Here is a 17,736-nt window from a genome sequence, read left to right as displayed (position 1 = left end):
GACTTCCACAACGCCGGTGCGGCTGTCGGGTTCACGCAACACCTCACGCAGCCGGTCGGTACCCGACAGGTCGATCTCACCGGACAGCGACACCAACGTCCGACCCTCAGTCACGTCGGTGCGCCAGTGCCACAGCTCGTCGGTGCTCATCCACGCCCACTTTACGCATCCGCCGGAACTCAGGACACCGTCATCGGCGGCGGCGTCTAGCCCCGCCACGAGAGCAAGCCGGCCGCGACACGCGACCTGGAACCTGTGAGCGCTTAAGTGCGCTAGTGCACCATGGCAACTGGGTGATGTAGCAGCAGATGGACGATCAACGCAGGTCGAACGGATGCCCGGTGCGAGCGTCCACAGGCGACAGGGGCCGGGCGCCCGACCCCTCCCCGACCCCCGGAGGGTGGTCCCGCTCCTGTCGCTCCACCCGCGCACCTGGTGAACATCGAGCACTGCGGTCCCGGCCATGAACAAGCGGACCGAGCTGCAAGAAGCGGCAGCGGATACTACAGGTCACCGACACGCATCGACTGCTCCCCCGATAGAGCCACCCGCCGGCGAGGGCGAAGAGATCATGACCGTCACGGGCTCGCCTTCCCGACCAGGTGGTCCAGCACGGCGAGAGTGAGGATCGCCAAGTCGGCGCGGATGATCCGGGTGACGTTGAGCTCGAACTGGGTTGCCAGCCGCTGCTCACGGTCGTGGGGAGGCCTCAGCTTCCTCGCATCCGGCCTCGCGATCGCCATCGGGGTACTGGTCCGGTTCTGCCGGCGTATCGATGGTGTTGGTGGAACGATGCAGGACGTGAGAACTGCGAAAACTGCTATGCCTGCCATCTCGCCGCTTGCTGGCGAGCCGATCAAGCGTGCCGATGCCGAGCGGCTAGCGGGAGTGCTGAAGGCATTCGCCGACCCAGCCCGACTGCGACTGCTCAGTCTGATCCAGTCCGCTCCGGAGGGCGAGGCGTCCGTCACTGACCTCACCGCGCCGCTCAATCTCTCCCAGCCCACCGTAAGTCATCACCTTCGGATCCTCACCGAGGCCGGCCTGCTCGAGCGCGAGAAGCGCGGGGTCTGGGCGTACTACCGCCTGGTGCCGTCCACAATCACGGCGATAGCCGAGCTGTTGACGCCGCCCCGCAAACGGGCGACGAAGAGGACCCGGTGAGCGGCACTGTCGAGGCCGCGCCGTCGAACAGCGCTGGCAGGACTATCCGGTAGGCATCACCCCTCGCCTCGTGGCGTCCATCCGCGTACCGGCGAACGCTTCTCGCGTATCCGGTGTCGCCCATACTGGGGACACGCGCGCCGTGCCGCGGTGGCCGCATCGCCGGCTCGTCCTAAGCCGCCGGGACGACGAACTGTCGGCGTACGATCTCGACCGGCTCCGCGCCGGCGACGACGCTCCCGCGGCCCGGTTTCCGGCGCCATCGCCGCCCCGGGCGAAGCGGGACCGATGTGGTGAGCCCTCCCTCGACCTAGGTGTTCTGTCCCGACAGGTTGGGGATGCGGCTGGCGGGTGGGCCGCCGAGTGCGGTGTGGCTGCGGTGATTGTTGGGCGGTTTCCCGGAGCCGTCGCCAGCGGGGTCGGCAACGCGTGGGGCGAAGACTGATCCGGCTGGTACGACGCCGACCGCTAGGCCGTGTTTCAGGAGGCGATACGGTCAGGCTGTGGTTGGTGATCGGCGGCGTTATCGCTATGTAGGGCCTCCGGACATCGCTTTGGTCGCGTTGCAGGGTGGCGAGGGCCGGCTGATCCGGTCGGCGAAGGAGTTCAGCTCGTGGGTGGACTCGGTGGATGCGCGAGAGTTTGCGGAGCCGTTCACCTATGTGGTCGATGCCAATGGCGTACTGCGGCTTGCGGCTCGACGCAGTGAGCACGTGGCATGCGCTGCGGGCGGTGAGGTGCTTGCAGCCGGAGAGATCGCCTTCGTGCGGCGTCGGGATGGATGGCCAGTCAGCGAGGTCAGCAACCAGTCGACGGGCTACTGTCCCGATCCGTATTGCTGGCCGGCGAGTTTGTCGTACCTGGTGGCCGCGGCCCGGTGGCGTTTGAGCTGGTTGATGCCGCATTCGACTGCTTGACGCTGTTGGTAAATGTGAGGGTCGAAGGTCGGTGGCCGGCCGCCCCTCGATCCCTTCTTGCGCCGACTGGCGGCCTGGTCGATCTTGATCGGGATCGTGGCCGGGATGCCGCGCCGGTGTAGCTGCGCCCGGTTCACGCGGGAGCTGTACGCCTTGTCCGCGGGGACCCGGTCGGGTCGGGTGCGCGGTCGGCCACCCTCGGGCCGGGAGACCCGGATACTGGCCAGGACCCGGGTGAACTGTGGCTGTCGCCGCGCTGCCCGCCGGTCACCAGCATCGCGAGGGGCCTGCGGCCCTGCTCACAGGCCAGGTGCGGCTTGGTGGTCCAGCCACCCCGCGACCGGGCCCAGGGCATGATCAGCGGGCTCGTCCTCGACCCCGCCGGGTGGTTCCTTCCTGCCGATCGGGTTGGGTGCGGGCGCCACATACACCGAAGATCATGTGAAATGTCAGCTACCAGCGCCCGGCTCCCCCACTGGGCTCGGGAAATGGTCGGCGCGAACTTGGGGTGGGTTGACACCTCTGTGGCGCGCGAGGCGGCGTTCTAGGCGCTCAGCGGCGGACCTGCTAAGCCTCAGGCTGCCTGTCCCCCGTCGTGATGGAAGTCCGCCCCGGCGACTACCAGAAGAATGTCCACGGCCTGCTGCCCCGCCATCGCCACGGGCAACGGGAGCCATGTGCCGACGAAGGCTCCACCAACGGATCAGCCGCTTCGGCGGTTACCCCACTGGCGCGGGCTCTGGACCGAACCCCGGCCGCCGAGGCGCTGACCCTTTCCAGGCGGTTGAGGCGAGGCAACCTTGCCCTTCGCGCGCCGGGCAGCCCGATTTGCGTAAACGGCAGGGTCGTCAGTCTCGGTCTCAGCCATGGTTGGCGTGTCCGCATCCTCGGCGTGGGTGCCTTGAACGGGCTCGGGCTCCGGCATCGGTATCTCCCTGGATTCGTCGGGCGCCCTGCGGACCATCGCCGGCCGGCGGACGCGGACCGCTCGACGCCGGTGTGGGCGCCTTGACGGTATCGCAACGCAAGTCCGTCCGATCGACGGGCCTAGGCCCCGCGCAGTTGGCAACCGTCATCAGATCTGTGGTGTCAACGCCGGTTCAATCCAGGATCTAACCCACTTTTCGCAATCGGATTGACCCTGTCAGGCCAGCAGGACTCGCTTGCGGAGCAGGTCGAGGTCCGCCCGGCAATACACCTGTCGCCCCGGGGATCAGCGATACAGCTTGCCGGGACAGCGCTCGGCAACGTAGCCGAGATCGCTCCCCTCGGTGACCATCGCCGACGGTGCCGGAGACGTAGCGGACCTGCACCTCAGCGGCGGCCACGACGCCATCGTGAACTGGCCGGACGCCGTGCGCGCGGCCGAGGCCCTCGGCGAGTCGACACGGCTCGTCGTCACGATGCAACTCGGGTACAGCCTGCTGGTGCCGCTGCTCGTGGAGCAGGCGACCGGCCGGGCGGCGTACCCCCTGGTGCACGATCGGAATCCCGCGGTGCTGGACCTGTATCGTGACCGCCTACGGGGTCGCCCGCTTTTGCTCACCACGTTGAGTGCGGGCGACATCCGGCGATGGCTGGACTCGGACGCCATCATCGTGGCCAATGTCGACACCAGCTATCCGGGCACCCGGCAAGTCCGCACACTGCCGTTCCTGGGCGGCCGGTTGGCCGTACCCTTCGGGCTGCTGAGCATGGCCACCAGGCGCCGGATCGAGGTCCGGGCGGTCGCCGCCCCCGGAAACGGCGGGCATCTCGTCGTCGGGGCCAGCTCGCCGTTGCCCGACGACCCGGACGGCGCCCTGCGCGCTATCGGAAGTCAGTTCGAACGGTGGATCGGTGCGCACCCGGAGCAGTGGATGGCGTGGGGCAAACTGGTCTCCGCCCGGGACGGCCCGTCGGCGGCGACGCCAGCCACGCGTGCCGCAGCCCTTCTCGCTGATGGTTGGTTCGGCCAGCGCGCTGCGCCGGCACCCGTCGGTGCCGGCGCAGCCGTTCAGGCGGCGGGGTTCACCGGGACGGACGTAGCCACGTCGGTGGGTCGTGTCGGGTGAATGCCGGTGGCATGGTGGCTTCCTGTTGGCTGAAGAGGTCGTGGACGGTGTGGTACTTCGGGTCGAAGGCGTTCGTTGTGGCGTTGAGCTGGTCGGGTTCGGTGCTGGGCCAGCGGCCTGTGTCGATTCTTGTGATCAGTGTCCGGAGGGTGGTGATTTCCTCGGCCGCGTTGAAGGCGCAGTGGCTGCCACGGTTGATGTAGAGCTGGCGTAGCCGGGCGGGGTCGCCGGAGCGGCGGACCTGGGTGGCGTACCAGCGTTGCTGGTCGACGACGGCGCCGCCGTCCCCGGTGCCGTGCAGGGTGATGACCGGGGCGGGTGTGCGGCCGGTGGGCACGGCGGATCGGTACATGTGTCGCACGGCGACGGGGTCCGGGGCGATGCGCGGCGCGGCCGCGAGCCTCGCCAGGTCGGCGTTCAGGTCGAGGTCGGCCTCGCGGTACGCCTGCTCGACGAGGTCGCGCTGGGCCGAACGGGCGAGTTGGTGGTCATAGTTGATCCCGACGTTCCACGACGGGTTGCCGCCAGCTCGGTGCTCCAGATCGGCGCGGGCGGTGGGTCCCATGCCCCACAGGTAGGCACCGACGATCCACGTCGCCTGCGCGGTGATCCGGTCGATCGGTTGGGTGGGTCGGGGCTGGTGCGCGGACAGCCAACCGGGAATGTTGCCCAGTGCCCCGGCCAGCGCCAGCCTGGCCCGTCCGTCGGGCGTGGCCGCTGCTTGCATGGCCGCCTCGATCAGCGCATCGCGGCTGCCGTCCGGGTCGCGGGCGTTGACGAGCTCGACGTCGTGCGCGGTCGGGAGCAGGGTCTTGATGGTGAATGCGAGGTCGAGCGCCATGTTCCACGTGCCGTTCTGGTCCAGATCGGCGCATTGGGCGAGCACCCCGACGAATCGGTGCGGGTGGCGTTCGGCCAGCCGTACGGCGATCCCGCCGCCCATCGACGCACCAGTGGAGATTGTGCGGTGCGGCCGTCCCACGTTCCTAGAGAACCAGTTCAGGAGCTTCACCTGGTCGTTGAGCGCGTCCTCGACCGCGTACCCGCTGCTGCGGTAGTTCGACGCGGCCAGCGCGTAGCCGTGTTCAAGTAACCAGTTCTGGGTCTGCGGGCGGGTCGCCAGCGCTATCTGATGCGCGGGGGATTGCGGGGTACCCGGTGGTATGTAGCCGTGGCTGTAGAGCATCAGGGTGCCATTCCATCGCCGCGGAACCTCCACCCGAAAGGCGGCGCCGTCGATGGTGCCGGTGTAGCTGCCCAGCCTCGCTGGCTCGGCGGCGGCGGCGACAGCCGGGTGGCCGCCGGCCAGCACGCTGAACAGGAGCGATCCGATGAGGATGCTCCGTCTGATCTGGGTGTTCATCGTTCTACCCTTCGATTGGGACAATGGGGTCCGGGTTGGGCGGCGTGGGATCCCGCGCCGCCCAACCGGTTGTACGAATCGCCTACGCGGACCTGGTGAGCAGGTAGGACATCATCGGCAGCCAGGTGCCGTCCCCGGTCGGGATATCGGAGTCGACGGTGACGGTGCCGTCGCCGTTGGGCCGGCGGGTGATGCGAGCGGGTCCGGTGACCACGAGAGCGTCGCCGTCGAAGCCTCCGGAGTAGTGGCTGTTGGACGCGTCGTACGGGCCGAGGCTGTTGAAGAAGTGGGTGCGGTACTCACCGGCCGCGGGATCGTAGTCACAGAACTCGTAGCCGGTGTCGCGGACCTCGTGGCCGCCGACCTCGAAGCGGGTCTCCCAGCGGTGGAGCAGGAAGAAGCCTCCGTCGAGCCACTCGCAGGTCTCCCAGCCGGTCACCTCAGTGGCCGGCCCCATCGGGCCCGGAACGGTTGAGCCAGCCAACGTCCACGTGCCGACCAGAAAGTTCAGGCGTCCGAGGGCCGGGTCCGGCTTGGGCATCTGAAACTCGGTGTTATCCGACATGGTGTTTTCTCCCTGATTGGTGTTCTCTGTCTGCTGACAGCCTGCGCCGCACCGGGGGGCCGGGCATCCGTGCTGATCACCTGTCCGGTACGCGGGGACCACGTGTCAGACACCGGTCGGTGATGATGTAGCGGTGACCGTTGACCGGGTTGAGGTGTCCGGACGTGAGGTAGAGGTACTGGTGGCGCTGGGGGACCACTTGTCCAACGCGCGGATCGCGAGCCGCCTGCACATCTCGGTGCGCACAGTGGAGGGCCACGTGTCCTCATTGCTGCGCAAGTACGGCGTGGCTGATCGACGGGAACTCGCGGCACTGGCGGTGACAGTCGCTGACGGCACCGGTCCGGCAGTGGGGCAGTTGGCGGGGATTCCGGTCGCCCGCACCACGTTCGTCGGGCGAGGCGAGGAGCGCGATGGCCTGGTGGCTGCCCTTGCGGACAGCCGGTTGGTGACGTTGCTGGGCCCTGGCGGGGTCGGCAAGACCCGGCTGGCGGCGGCGGTGGCCGAGGCGGCCGCGTCGTCGTTCCCGTTCGGTGGGGCGTTCGTCGACTTGGTCCCGGTGCGCGACGGGTTCGTGGCGCAGGCCGTGGCCACCACACTTGGGGTGAGCGAAGGGCCACAGTTGCCGCTCGTGGACGCCATCATCGAGCGGCTGGCCCGGGGCCGGTCACTGTTGATCCTGGACAACTGTGAGCACCTGCTCGAAGCCGCCGCCGCTTTCGTCGACCGGGTGTTGTCCGGGTGCCCCACCGTCACGGTGTTGACCACCAGCCGTGAGCGGCTCGGCTTGCCGGGGGAACGGGGCATGCCGGTCGCGCCGCTGCCGTTGGGCTCTGACGCCGAGACGCTCTTCTGCCAGCGTGTCGAGACCGCTGATCCGGGCGCCCGCTGCGACCCGGATGTTGTCGCGGACCTGTGTTCTCGCCTCGATGGGCTCCCGCTGGCTATCGAGCTGGCCGCCGCCCGGTGCGCCTCGCTGGGCGTCTCGGGCCTGCTCGCCGGCCTTGGGGACTATCTACGGCTGCTGGCCGGCGGCCGAGGGCCGGCCGTACGGCACCGCTCCCTGCGTGCGGTCATCGACTGGAGCCACGACCTGCTCGACGACGAGGAACGCATCATGTTCCGGCGGCTCAGCATCTTCTCCGGTGGCTTCGATCTGGACGCCGTCACCGCGATCGCCGTCAACGGCGATCCGGCAGCAGCCGCCGATATTCTCGGCCGTCTCGTCGACAAGAGCCTCGTCACGGGCCGGGCCGGCCGGTGGCGCCTGTTGGCGACGGTCCGCGCCTTCGCCGCCGAACAACTCGACCAAAGCGCCGAGGGCGCCGTCGTCAGGCGACGGTATCTGGACTGGGCCGCGACGACGGCGAACGCCTTGCAGAATCGGCTCGACCAGCGATGGCACGAGGACTTCGACGCCGTCGCCGACGACCTGCGCGCGGCCCTGCGTGGTTGCCCGTCCGGTCCGGATTCGACGGCCCACCGACTGGCCCGGGCGCTGGGGCACCTCACCTTCGCACGGCGGTTTTTGACGGAATCGATCGACCACTACCAGACCGCGGCGCGACATGCCCGCACACCCGCCGACGCCGCCCGGGACCTGTGGACCGCGGCCAACTGCACGTCCGCCCGCTACCCTGGTCAGCCGGCCTTCGACCTGCTCCTCGCCTCCGCTGAACAGGCTCGCACCGCCGGCGACGCCGGCATGCACGCGATCGCGCTCGCCGCCGCCGTCACCATGGCGAGGAGGCACCAGGGAAGCTTCGACGTCGAGGTACCACACGATCGGCTGCGCCGCCTGCTCGACCAGGCAACCACGGAGCGTGATCCGCATGATGCCGTGGTCGCCGCTCACCTGGCCGCCGCGGCCGCCTGGATCACCGGTTCTCGGGAGTACGGCCCCGATCCGGTGCTGGCCGAGACCGCGATGACAGCCGCCCGCGCCACCGGTGACCCGGTGCTCCTGAGCGCGGCTCTCGACGGAGTCCTCGCCGCGGCCCGTGGCGCCGGCCGGCATCGAGACGCGCACCGCGTCAACGGAGAACGACTGGCCCTGCTCGCTCTGATGCCCCGCCACGATCCACGCGCCGCTCCCGAAATTCTCGACATCTACCAGGCCGCGCCGAGTGTCGCCCTGGAAATCGGTGACCTGGCGACCGCGCTCTCCACCGCCCAGCTGGCGATGGACGACGACGTGGTCGGCGACTCGTGTCTCTCCGCTGCCAAACTGATCCCGCCGCTGGTCCTGAGCGGGCAGTTCGCACAGGCGCTGCACCTCGCTGGCTCGGTGTGGGACCGCTGGACGCGGGACGGCCGACCCGTGTTGGGGGAGTTGTCCCCCGCGATGGCCGCCATCGCCCTCGTGCACGGACTGTGCGGCGACGTCCCGACATCCGAGCTGTGGCGCGCCCGCGCGAGCCAGGTCAGGGGATCGGTTGTGCTCACCCACGCGACGTTTCTGACGTTCGTCGAGGCCCGCCTCGGCGTCCACGCCGGCCGGTACGACGGTGTGGACGCGCTCCTGAACCTGGCTTTCACCGACGCCCCCTGCGGGACCTCGGCCTACGCCCGCGCGGCAGCCGCCGAACTCGCCGTCGTGACCGGTCTCCCCGACGCCGCGGAATACGTGGCAGCGGCGGCCCGCACGGCGCCGGAGAACGACTGGGTGGCAGCCTGCCTTGATCGCGCCGCCGGCCGACTCCACGGCGACGCCGCCGCCCTCACCGCCGCCGTCAGCGGCTGGGAACGCATCGGAGCACGCTACGAACGAGCCTGCACGCTGCTCCTCATCCCCGGCCAAGAAGCCACGGGCCGAAGCGAACTCGCATCCCTGTGCCGGGCCACATGACCCGAAAATCAGGAGCAGACGCTCGCTGAGTCGGTCCGGCAGGTCGCCGAGTTGTCCGCCCGGGTCGAGCTGTTCCGCAGCAAGCACGAGGACGCGCTCTCCTCCGACTACCTACTGGACATGCGGTCCGAGATCGAGTCCACGGAGCTGGGGTGCTGGTAAGAAGCGTGTCACCAGATCCAAACGGGGATGATCATGCCGGTGACTGAGAAGTGGCCGTTGGGCTGACGCTCGATCGGGTGGTCGGGGGCAGCGCTGGCGGACGAGCGACCGTGATGATGTCCGGCTATGGCGCGGGCCTTGGATCTGGATGAGCTGGTTGAGCACTGGACGCTGCTGGATGACGAGCGGGGCTAATCGCGGGCAAGCGCGGGCCGACGCGACTGGGTTTCGCGTTGCTGCTGAAGTTCTACACCCGGGTCGGCCGGTTCCCCTGGGGCCGCGGTGAGCTTCCGGAGGAGGCGGTCGAGTTCGTAGCCCGGCAGGTCGGGGTGGGGCCGCCGAGTTCGGGCAGTACGAGTGGACTGGTTGACGATCGCGCTGGCGCGGGTGGGCGGGGTCGGGGCTGGCTTTCGCGGTAGCGACGTCGGCGTTGCGCTTTTTTGTTTTGTCGATGAGGTCTTCGATGTGGTGGGGCGGCCAGGCGCCGTCCGCAGCGCTATCCGGGACGCTTCGCCGCCAAGCCGGTGCACCGCTGTGCGTTGGCGAGCTTGTCGAGGATGCGCTGCTTGCCAACCCCGGTGGCCGGCACCGGCTGGCCGCTGCCGGAGACCGTCGCCGGGACGAACTGGCTGTCCACCACGGTCCGGTCGCGTACGACCAGGTTCAGCACGCCGGAGTCCGTGCTGTGCGACTTGCCGTACCAGAGGAAGTTGCCCAGTCCGTAGTGCACGTAGGTCTGGCCCAGCCAGCCGCCGGCCAGCAGCGTGTGCGCGTGCGTACCGACCACGATGTCGGCGCCGGCCTCGGACAGCCTTCCGGCGAACGTCTTCATCTCCCCGCTCGGGCACGAATTGCCCTCGACGCCCCAGTGCATGAAGACGATGACCAGGTCGGCCTGCTCCCGCGCTGAACGCACCGCGGCGGTGGCCCGGGCGGGATCGAACGCCATCGCCACCCCCGGTCGGGTGTCCGTCGCCCGCCACGACCCGGCCAGGTCATGCACCTGTGACATGCCGAGCACCGCGATCCGCAGCCCTCGTACCGTGGTCAACCAGGGCGCATACGCCGCGTCGGCGTCGCGGCCCGCGCCGAACACCGGGTACTGGGCTTCCGTCGCGGCGTCGAGGGTGTCGGAGAGCCCCTGCCGGCCGTAGTCGAGGATGTGGTTGTTGGCGATCGACGCCGCGTCGACCCCGGCCGCGCGCAGCGCCGCGAAGGCGGTCTTCGGAGCCCGGAAGTGGTACGTCTTCGGCTGCGGGGTGCCCCGGTCGGTCACCGCTGTCTCCAGGTTGAGCAGCGTGACGTCGGCGTCGCGCAGCGTCGACGCGATCGCCCCGAAGGCCGTCTCGGGATCGTCGAGCAGGCGCAGGGTACGGCCGGTGAAGTGGACGTCACCGGCGAAGGCCAGCCGCACCTCGACCGGCGCGCTCGGCTCCGGCATCGCGGTGCCGGTGGCCGACGGCGTCGGACCCGGCGTGGCGCCGCGCCAGACCGGCGGCGGGCCGGTCGATCCGGCGGCGCATCCGGCCAGCGCAACGCAGACCGCGACCGCCGACAGCGCCGCCAGCGAGGTACGCGCCGTCCTGCGGATCACCCGGCCGAGGGTACGCGCTCCGGGCGACGCCCGTGACCCGGCGGCCACCACCTACCGCCGGATCGCCGCCTCCATCCACAGTGGATGGCTACCCGGCGGCGGCGCTTCGACATGACCGGGAGGGCTTTCTGGGAAAGTTCGTGGCGTCCCGGCAGGGCGACACCCGGTGTCGCGGGACGCCAGCGGAACCAGACCCGCGGCCGACGGCTCGTCGCCTGTGGAGGTGGTGAACATGCGTACCGATGGTTCTCGCCGTACTGGCCACCGCGCCGCTCGGGCTGGTCGGCGGAATGGTCCTGGCCCCGGCTCCCGCGTACGCCGGCAACTGGGCGGTCACCGCGCTCGATCCGGTGCCGGACCGGATGAAGCCAGGCAAGGGGTACACGGTCGGCATGTGGGTGCTCCAGCACGGCTTCCACCCCTACGAGGGCGTTCCCTGTCCTGAGAACCTGGGGCACCTCAGCCAGGCTGAGCAGGGCTTGGTAGACGTCAGCTCTGCGTTCGTAGCGGGCCGATTGAAGCAGTCCGCCCAGCCGGGTCAGCGGCGGTTTGAGGATGAGTAGCTGCTACCGGTGGCGGCCGAGGGCGTCTATCCGCCCCCACCGTCCAGGAATGTCGAGCAGTTCGAGCCGGCCAATCAGCTTCGGCAACGCGGGCCGGATAATCAGATGATCAGCGTGCGGTTCAAGGCCGAGAATGACGCGCAGCAGCAGCAGTGGGGCGCCTGATGACAACGCCCGAGGACTGCAGGCGGCCGGATACTCGACCGGGTACTCCGTCAGCGTTCGGTCATAACCGGCGAACGCCTCCGGTAGCCGCCCGTCGAAGAACTCGGCCGCCTCGATCATCGCCTCAGCGATCCGCCCCGCCTCTTCTGAAAGGCCGCAACGGCGCAATCCCCAGGCGATGAACGAGTTGTCGAAGGGCCACACCGTACCCACGTGACGGCCGACCGGATTGTACCGCCCCGCATCCACGGCCAGGGTCCGCACGCCCCAACCAGAGAACAACTTCGGGCCGAGCAAATGCTCGGCGACCTTACCGACCCGGGACTCATCGACGATTCCGCTCCAGAGCAGATGGCCCATGTTCGACGTGAGTGCGTCGACCGGTCTGCCCTCGGCGTCGAGGGCGAGGGCATAGTACTGCCGATCCTCAATCCAGAAGTCCCGGTTGAACCGCTCCTTGAGGTCGGCGGCCTCTCGCTCCAGCCGGTCGGCATACGCTGGGTCACCCCAGAACCGTCGGGCCAGCCGGGCACCTCGGAGCTTGGCGTCGTACGCGTAACCCTGCAACTCGCAGGTCGCTCGCGGGAATCCCGGCAGCTGGCCATCGTTGTAGGAGATCGAATCCCAGGAGTCCTTCCAGCCCTGGTTTACCAGGCCGCTCTGCTCGTTGCGGCGCTGATACCAGACGTAACCATTGCCCATGATGTCGGCGTACGTGTCGAGCCAGGCGAGCGCGGCACGTGCCTCGTATTCGAGCTCGTGCACCACGGCGTCGTCACCGGTCCAGCGCTCGTACTCGTCGAGCAATATCACATAGAGCGGGGTGGAGTCGGCGCTGCCGAAGTATGCCGTGTGCGGCTGCTCCTCGAACACGGCCGACTCCCCGTAGCGGAACTCGTGCAGGATTTTCCCCGGCTCCTCCTCGCGGAAATCGTCCAGCCGGCTGCCCTGTGGAACTGCCAACGCGAACAGCGTCGCCTCGGCGAGCTCCGGCAGGAACGGCAGCGCCTGCAGGCTGGTGAGGATGCTGTCCCGACCGAGGACCGTCATGAACCACGGCAGGCCGGCGGCCATCAGTGTCCGGATCCGCCCGCCGGAGACCAGCGGTGTATAGCGCAGCGAGGCGAGATCGATGATGCTCCTTCGATACGTCCTCAACAGCGGCTCGAAGTCGCACACCAGAGTCGGTGCCTGGTCCCGCCAGTGCTGCAGATCCTCCCGCAGCTTCCGCTTTGCCCGGCTGATGGGTTGGCCACGCAAGCTCAGGCGAACCTCCTGCCCATCCGGGCCTAGCGTCGCCACACGCAGTTGGGTGACCCACTTCCCATGCGGTTCGAGTCGGATGGCAAAGGTCAGCCCATTCTCATCGATCTCTGCTGACGCACTGGACGAGATCACCGTCTCTCGGCGGAACGTCTCCCGGTCGTAGCTCAGCCGCAGGCACCCGTCGTCGATACGCGCGAAATACCTGCCTTTCTTTTGTCGCATGTCCTTGATCTCGAACAGATCGGCGAAATCGCTGCCCACCTCCAAGCGGACAGTGAGATCGACGAACTTGTTTTCGTGATTGAGAACCGTCAGCTCCTCGTCAAAACCTGCGCCAACCGAACGCTGACGGATCACTGTCACCTTCGCGTCGACGTAGTGAGTCGGGGCGCCCGGAACGAGATAGAACCGCGTCTCGAAATACTGAAGATCATTGACAGCGAGTGCCGTCAGTCGCTCGCCATTGATACTTAGATGCCATCTCGACAAGAACCTGGTGTCAAACGAGAACAACCCGGTGGGCAGCGACGGCGACGCATCAATGTCGCCATTGCCGTCGCTGATCACGAAAGTATTGCCATCCAGGATACTGACCAAGTCGCTCATCGTGCCAGGCTCCCGGGCCCGCCGGCCAGATTTCGTGGGTCACGTGCCCCAACAGGCCCTGGAAAGAGCCGTTCGAAGGCGCGGAACAGGTCCGTCCTTCCCGCGATGTAAATCCGATATCCCAACCACGCCACCATCGCATTCCCCTCGCCCCTGACAAAGCGGCAGAACAATGTCTTGTCAGCCCGGATGAGACAGTCGGCGTCACGCTTCTCCCGCGATACGCCCATGCCGCCATCTTTGATGTCGACGAACCAATATTCAATCCGCCCGTCCGCAACCAGATCGCAGCGGATAGTGCCCGTGATCTTCCTAACCGCCGTGTCATGCCGCAGGGTGAGCGCGCTGAAGAACTCCGCAATCGGGTCTGCCATCCGCCATCCCCTCCGCCCGCCTCGATCCGATAACCGTTAGTCAAAATCACCTCACCAACGGTAGCGTGGATCACTCGCAGCGGGTGAGATTCGGGCAGGACCAGCGCCGATGATTGTCGGCACGCAGGATGCGGTAGAGGGTGGAGATCGAGGCCAGGCAGGCGGCTTCATCGAGCAGCGTCGCGAATACCTCGGTCACGGTGGTGTCGACGAACCGGTCGCTGTCGAGCACCGCCAGGACGTGGGCGCGTTCGGTGTCGTTCGCCGCCCTCGCCGACCCGTCAGCCGCGCCTACTACGAGCCGTAGCGACCCTGCCCAGCAGCTGACAGTCTGCCCGCAGAGGCCGCTCCGGGCCGGCGACTGCCCACCAGGTGACCTTGGGAGTCCACCAACTCTTTGGGAGCGGGCAGCGCGAAGGCATCGCTCAGCTTCGACGGTAGATCTTCATGTGCTCGCACTCGCCGTCGGGGTTCTCAGCGGCTCCGACCAGGCCCACCGCCGCCAGCACCTCGCGGACACCCGACCGGCACAGCTGATGACCGACTTACAGAATTGGCACTATGCGCGCGTACCGGTCTGCTGGCGGGCCTCCTCGCTGGGCCCGCGCCCCGGCATGCTTTTTCTTCCTTGCACTGACGTCGTCTCTCCAGGAGGTCAAAGCTCCTGGCGGCGAAGTCCGTTGCGTCTCTTCCGGCCGCCTGTTTCGTGGTAGAGCCCATCCGCGTCAGCTCTCTGATGTTGTCGGCAGTCTCATAGATTTCCGCTTGCTGCAAGCGGCCATATTTTCGACGACCCAGCAGTCAATTGCGGGTGGTTGAGCAGCCGGGCCGGGCTCAGCGGGACGAGCCGGCCCGCCGTGGCGGTCAACGCGCCGGTACTCGGCCACGTCCGCGGCCAGGTGCAGGCTGGACTTCGTGTACAGGTTTACCCGGCCGGTCCCGGAAAGCGGGACGACGACCAGGTTCGGGATGACCTGACCGGCCGTCTCGATGTTCAGGTTGGAGGCCATCGGCCGGGGCTGGTCCGCCGGCCACACGGTGACGTAGCCACCGGCTGCGGGGACGACCGCCGTCACGTTCAACGCCACCGCGGTCGCACCGGTCGCCGGTACGCCCCCGCGCCCGGTGACCTGGAGAGTGATCGTCGCCCCTGCGGCAGGCTTGCCGCCCGCGCAGCCGCTCAGCCGGTCGGGCCTGGTGTCCAGGATCCGGGCCGGCTGGAGCCCCACGAACCGGGTCGTGCCGGCCGGCACCACCACCTCGGTCGCCCCCGGCCCCGCATCAGCGGCGGCGAACGTGCGGTCACCCGAGTACCGCGCGCCCACCCGCCAGGCCGGACACGGATGCCGCCCCCTTGCCGCCGGTCAGCTCGACCCGCGCCCCGTACATCGCCCCGTCCACGGTGAACCGCGTGGTGCCCGAGGGCACGTCCGACGGGTGCGCGCCGGTCACCGTGACGCACTCCGGGGCAGTAACGCTCACTGTCACGGCGAGCGGGTCGCGGCGGGGCTTGCGCTGGAACACGACCTGACCGCCCCGCATGTCGGTGGACAATCCCTCCCCCACGTCAGCCACATTGTCCATGATTCTGACTATTTGTTTGATAAGCGTTGCTGGATGCGAAAACTACCCGTTGGATGACGTGGGGTCGACACACGAGGAAGCGGGAGCCTCAATGCTCACGGAGTTTCTGGCTCAGGACGCTGTCCCTGCGGACCTGATGGCGGCACGGGTGCAGATGGCGCTGTCGCTGGGTTGGCACATCGTGATCGCCTCGTTCGGTGTAGGCATGCCCGCCGTCACCGTGTTCGCCGAATGGCGTGGCTTGCGAACTGGCGACGCGGTGTTCACCCGGCTGGCGAAGCGGTGGGCCAAGGCGATGGGTGTGCTCTTCGCCGTCGGCGCGGTGTCCGGGACGATTTTGTCGTTTGAGATGGGGCTGCTGTGGCCTGGTCTGATGGGCCGCTTCGGTGACGTGATCGGGCTGCCGTTCGCTCTGGAGGGCATCGCGTTCTTCGTCGAGGCGATCTTCGTCGGTGTCTACCTGTACGCGTGGGACAAGGTGCCGCCCCGTGCGCACCTGTTCGCCGGCCTGCCGATCTGCGTGGCGGGGGTGGCGTCGGCGTTCTTCGTGGTGTCGGCGAACGCGTGGATGAACCAGCCTCGCGGTTTCGACCTGGTCTCCGGCGAGGTCACCAACGTCCGGCCCTGGGAGGCGATGTTCAACCCGGCTACCCCGCCGCAGACCGTGCACATGATCGTCGCCGCGTTCATGGTCACCGGTTTCGGCATCGCCAGTGTGTACGCGGTGGCGATGCTGCGCGGTCGACGCGACCGTTACCACCGGCTCGGGTTCGCCATTCCGTTCACTCTCGCGGCTCTGCTCACCCCGGTGCAGGTGGTGGTGGGCGACTGGGCGGCACACTTCGTGGCCGAGTACCAGCCCACCAAGCTCGCCGCCATGGAGGGCCTGGCTGAGACGCAGGCCGGAGCGCCGCTGTCCCTCGGCGGGGTTTACGTCGACGGGGAACTGCGCTACGCCGTCGAGGTGCCCAACGCCCTTTCACTGCTGGCGAAGTGGGACCCAGACGCGGTGGTCATGGGCCTGGACCAGGTGCCCGACGACCAGGAGCCCCCCGTGACGGTCGTGAAGTGGGCGTTCCAGCTGATGGTCGCGATCGGGTTCGGGTTGCTGGGCCTGTCGCTCTGGTGGGCGCTGGCCTGGTGGCGACGCCGGGGCCCGCCCCGCTCGCCCTGGTTCCTGCGTGCCGCCGCGCTGGCCGGGATCGCCGCCGCCGTCGCCGTGGAGGCCGGCTGGGTGGTCACCGAAGTCGGCCGGCAGCCGTGGATCGTCTACGGGGTGCTGCGTACCGCGGAGGCGGTGAACCCGGCGCCCGGGTTGGCCACCGGGCTGGCGCTGGTCGCCGGCGTGTACCTGCTGCTCACTGTGGCGACGGTGCTGGTGCTGGTTCGGATGGCCCGGCATCGGGATGCGCCGGTCGCCCCGCAGGAGGGCGTGCCCGAGCCGGTGGACAGCCCACGATGACTGTCGCCGACGTCCTGCTCGGAGTCCTGTTGGCCGGCCTCACCCTGTACACCCTGCTCGCCGGTGCCGACTTCGGCGCCGGGATCTGGGACCTTCTCGCCGGTGGCACCCGCCGCGGCGCCGCCCGCCGAGAGTTGATCGCACACTCCATCGGCCCGGTGTGGGAGGCCAACCACGTCTGGCTGATCCTGGTGATCACGCTGTTCTGGACCACCTTCCCACCGGCGTTCGCCGCGTTCGCCTCCACCCTCTACATCCCGCTGACCCTGGCCGCGTTGGGCATCATCGGCCGCGGCGCCGCCTTCGCCTTCCGCAAGGCCAGCCACACTCTCGTCGAGCAGCGCCTCTACGGAGCCACCTTCGCGATCTCCTCGCTGGCCACCCCGTTCTTCCTCGGCACCATCGTCGGAGCGCTCGCCTCCGGTCGGGTGCCACCTGGGATCGCCGAGGGCGACATCTGGCGTAGTTGGCTCAACCCCACCTCGATCTACGCCGGTCTGCTGGCGATCGGCGTCTGCGCGTACCTCGCCGCGGTCTACCTCATCCACGACGCCCGCCGCGCCAACGCCGACGTCCTCGTCGCACAGTTCCGCCGCCGCGCCCTGGCCACCGGCGTACTGGTCGGGGCGGCCGCCGTCGCCGGGCTCGCCGTGGTAGCCGCCGACGCACCCGACCTGTTCGCCGACCTACGAGGACGCGCGCTGCCGCTGGTGCTGCTCTCCCTCGCCGCCGGAATCGTGTCGCTGGTGCTGATCACCACCGGTCGCTACCGCCTCGTGCGTGTCACCGCCGCACTCGCCGTCGCCGCCGTGCTGTGGGCGTGGGGGGCCGCCCAGTACCCGGTCCTTCTCTCCCCCGACCTGACCGTCGCCGAGGCAGCTGGCGACCCGACCGTTCTCACCACCGTGCTCGTCGTACTCGGCGTCGGCGCGCTGCTGCTCGCACCGTCCCTGCTCTGGCTGTTCAGTATCTTCCAAACCTCCCGGCGGCACGCCGACACCTCGCCACTGAAGCGTGGAACCTGAGCCGGCGTCGACGTTTAGCCCCGG

The 17,736-nt window shown here is 68.6% G+C and carries 15 protein-coding genes and 2 pseudogenes; 8 read left to right on the top strand and 9 right to left on the bottom strand.

Features of this window, described 5'->3' with window-relative positions; translation table 11 throughout:
• The first annotated feature begins 822 nt into the window (after positions 1-822).
• Together M2302_RS14455 and M2302_RS14450 are read left to right on the top strand one after the other, a co-directional pair.
• Positions 823-1,164: a metalloregulator ArsR/SmtB family transcription factor gene (locus M2302_RS14455; protein WP_280838413.1), complete on the top strand. Its 342-nt coding sequence runs from the start codon at positions 823-825 to the stop codon at positions 1,162-1,164.
• Between the two features lie 503 nt (positions 1,165-1,667).
• A complete protein-coding gene (locus tag M2302_RS14450) occupies positions 1,668-2,081 on the top strand; it encodes a hypothetical protein (protein WP_280838414.1) in 414 nt (137 codons plus the stop codon).
• Here M2302_RS14450 and M2302_RS14445 read toward each other — a convergent pair.
• Positions 1,982-2,424: pseudogene (locus M2302_RS14445) on the bottom strand (transposase); the annotation flags it as partial. The gene M2302_RS14450 and the pseudogene M2302_RS14445 overlap by 100 nt on opposite strands.
• Positions 2,425-3,352: 928 nt before the next feature.
• Here M2302_RS14445 and M2302_RS14440 point away from each other — a divergent pair.
• Complete coding sequence (locus M2302_RS14440; protein ID WP_280838400.1) at positions 3,353-4,135, top strand: hypothetical protein; 783 nt, start codon at positions 3,353-3,355, stop codon at positions 4,133-4,135.
• Here the strand turns inward: M2302_RS14440 and M2302_RS14435 are convergent.
• Together M2302_RS14435 and M2302_RS14430 are read right to left on the bottom strand one after the other, a co-directional pair.
• Positions 4,092-5,498 carry a hypothetical protein gene (locus M2302_RS14435; RefSeq protein ID WP_280838399.1) on the bottom strand — a complete coding sequence of 469 codons (1,407 nt, stop codon included), beginning with the start codon at positions 5,496-5,498 and terminating at the stop codon, positions 4,092-4,094. The genes M2302_RS14440 and M2302_RS14435 overlap by 44 nt on opposite strands.
• An 82-nt stretch (positions 5,499-5,580) precedes the next feature.
• Positions 5,581-6,063, bottom strand: a complete 483-nt coding sequence (locus M2302_RS14430; protein ID WP_280838398.1) for a DUF1579 family protein — start codon at positions 6,061-6,063, stop codon at positions 5,581-5,583.
• Between the two features lie 133 nt (positions 6,064-6,196).
• Between M2302_RS14430 and M2302_RS14425 the strand changes: the two genes are divergently transcribed.
• Positions 6,197-8,911 (top strand): LuxR C-terminal-related transcriptional regulator, encoded by a 2,715-nt coding sequence (locus M2302_RS14425; protein ID WP_280838397.1) that lies wholly within the window; start codon positions 6,197-6,199, stop codon positions 8,909-8,911.
• 395 nt (positions 8,912-9,306) lie between these two features.
• On the top strand, positions 9,307-9,492 hold the full coding sequence (locus M2302_RS14420; protein WP_280838396.1) for a hypothetical protein: 186 nt from the start codon (positions 9,307-9,309) through the stop codon (positions 9,490-9,492).
• 77 nt (positions 9,493-9,569) lie between these two features.
• On the opposite strand, the gene M2302_RS14415 is transcribed toward M2302_RS14420, so the two are convergent.
• Positions 9,570-10,667: a CapA family protein gene (locus M2302_RS14415; RefSeq protein ID WP_280838395.1), complete on the bottom strand. Its 1,098-nt coding sequence runs from the start codon at positions 10,665-10,667 to the stop codon at positions 9,570-9,572.
• 242 nt (positions 10,668-10,909) lie between these two features.
• On the opposite strand from M2302_RS14415, the gene M2302_RS14410 reads away from it, so the two are divergent.
• Positions 10,910-11,230: a hypothetical protein gene (locus M2302_RS14410; RefSeq protein ID WP_280838394.1), complete on the top strand. Its 321-nt coding sequence runs from the start codon at positions 10,910-10,912 to the stop codon at positions 11,228-11,230.
• Between the two features lie 3 nt (positions 11,231-11,233).
• Here the strand turns inward: M2302_RS14410 and M2302_RS14405 are convergent, their stop codons facing one another.
• The 5 genes and pseudogenes from M2302_RS14405 to M2302_RS14385 all read right to left on the bottom strand — a co-directional run bounded on the left by M2302_RS14405 (position 11,234) and on the right by M2302_RS14385 (position 15,225).
• Entirely contained in the window at positions 11,234-13,267 is a 2,034-nt protein-coding gene (locus M2302_RS14405) for a glycogen debranching N-terminal domain-containing protein (RefSeq protein WP_280838393.1), read from the bottom strand.
• A complete protein-coding gene (locus tag M2302_RS14400; RefSeq protein ID WP_280838392.1) occupies positions 13,264-13,641 on the bottom strand; it encodes an SCP2 sterol-binding domain-containing protein in 378 nt (125 codons plus the stop codon). The genes M2302_RS14405 and M2302_RS14400 overlap by 4 nt, the downstream gene beginning before the upstream one ends.
• A 121-nt stretch (positions 13,642-13,762) precedes the next feature.
• A pseudogene (locus tag M2302_RS14395) lies at positions 13,763-13,894 on the bottom strand (IS3 family transposase); the annotation flags it as partial.
• A gap of 472 nt (positions 13,895-14,366) precedes the next feature.
• The gene (locus tag M2302_RS14390) at positions 14,367-14,966 is read right to left on the bottom strand and encodes a hypothetical protein (RefSeq protein WP_280838391.1); all 600 of its coding nucleotides are present in this window, start codon (positions 14,964-14,966) and stop codon (positions 14,367-14,369) included.
• Positions 14,944-15,225 carry a hypothetical protein gene (locus M2302_RS14385; protein WP_280838390.1) on the bottom strand — a complete coding sequence of 94 codons (282 nt, stop codon included), beginning with the start codon at positions 15,223-15,225 and terminating at the stop codon, positions 14,944-14,946. The genes M2302_RS14390 and M2302_RS14385 overlap by 23 nt, the downstream gene beginning before the upstream one ends.
• Before the next feature lie 91 nt (positions 15,226-15,316).
• Here M2302_RS14385 and M2302_RS14380 point away from each other — a divergent pair, with 91 nt between their 5' ends.
• Together M2302_RS14380 and M2302_RS14375 are read left to right on the top strand one after the other, a co-directional pair.
• Positions 15,317-16,687 carry a cytochrome ubiquinol oxidase subunit I gene (locus tag M2302_RS14380; RefSeq protein WP_280838389.1) on the top strand — a complete coding sequence of 457 codons (1,371 nt, stop codon included), beginning with the start codon at positions 15,317-15,319 and terminating at the stop codon, positions 16,685-16,687.
• Complete coding sequence (locus M2302_RS14375; RefSeq protein WP_280838388.1) at positions 16,684-17,712, top strand: cytochrome d ubiquinol oxidase subunit II; 1,029 nt, start codon at positions 16,684-16,686, stop codon at positions 17,710-17,712. The genes M2302_RS14380 and M2302_RS14375 overlap by 4 nt, the downstream gene beginning before the upstream one ends.
• Positions 17,713-17,736: the final 24 nt, after the last annotated feature.

Source organism: Micromonospora sp. A200 (genome assembly GCF_029893845.1).
Taxonomy (GTDB): domain Bacteria; phylum Actinomycetota; class Actinomycetes; order Mycobacteriales; family Micromonosporaceae; genus Micromonospora; species Micromonospora purpureochromogenes.
Note: the sequence above shows the minus strand (reverse complement) of the source record. Positions and strands in the feature narration are given on the sequence as shown.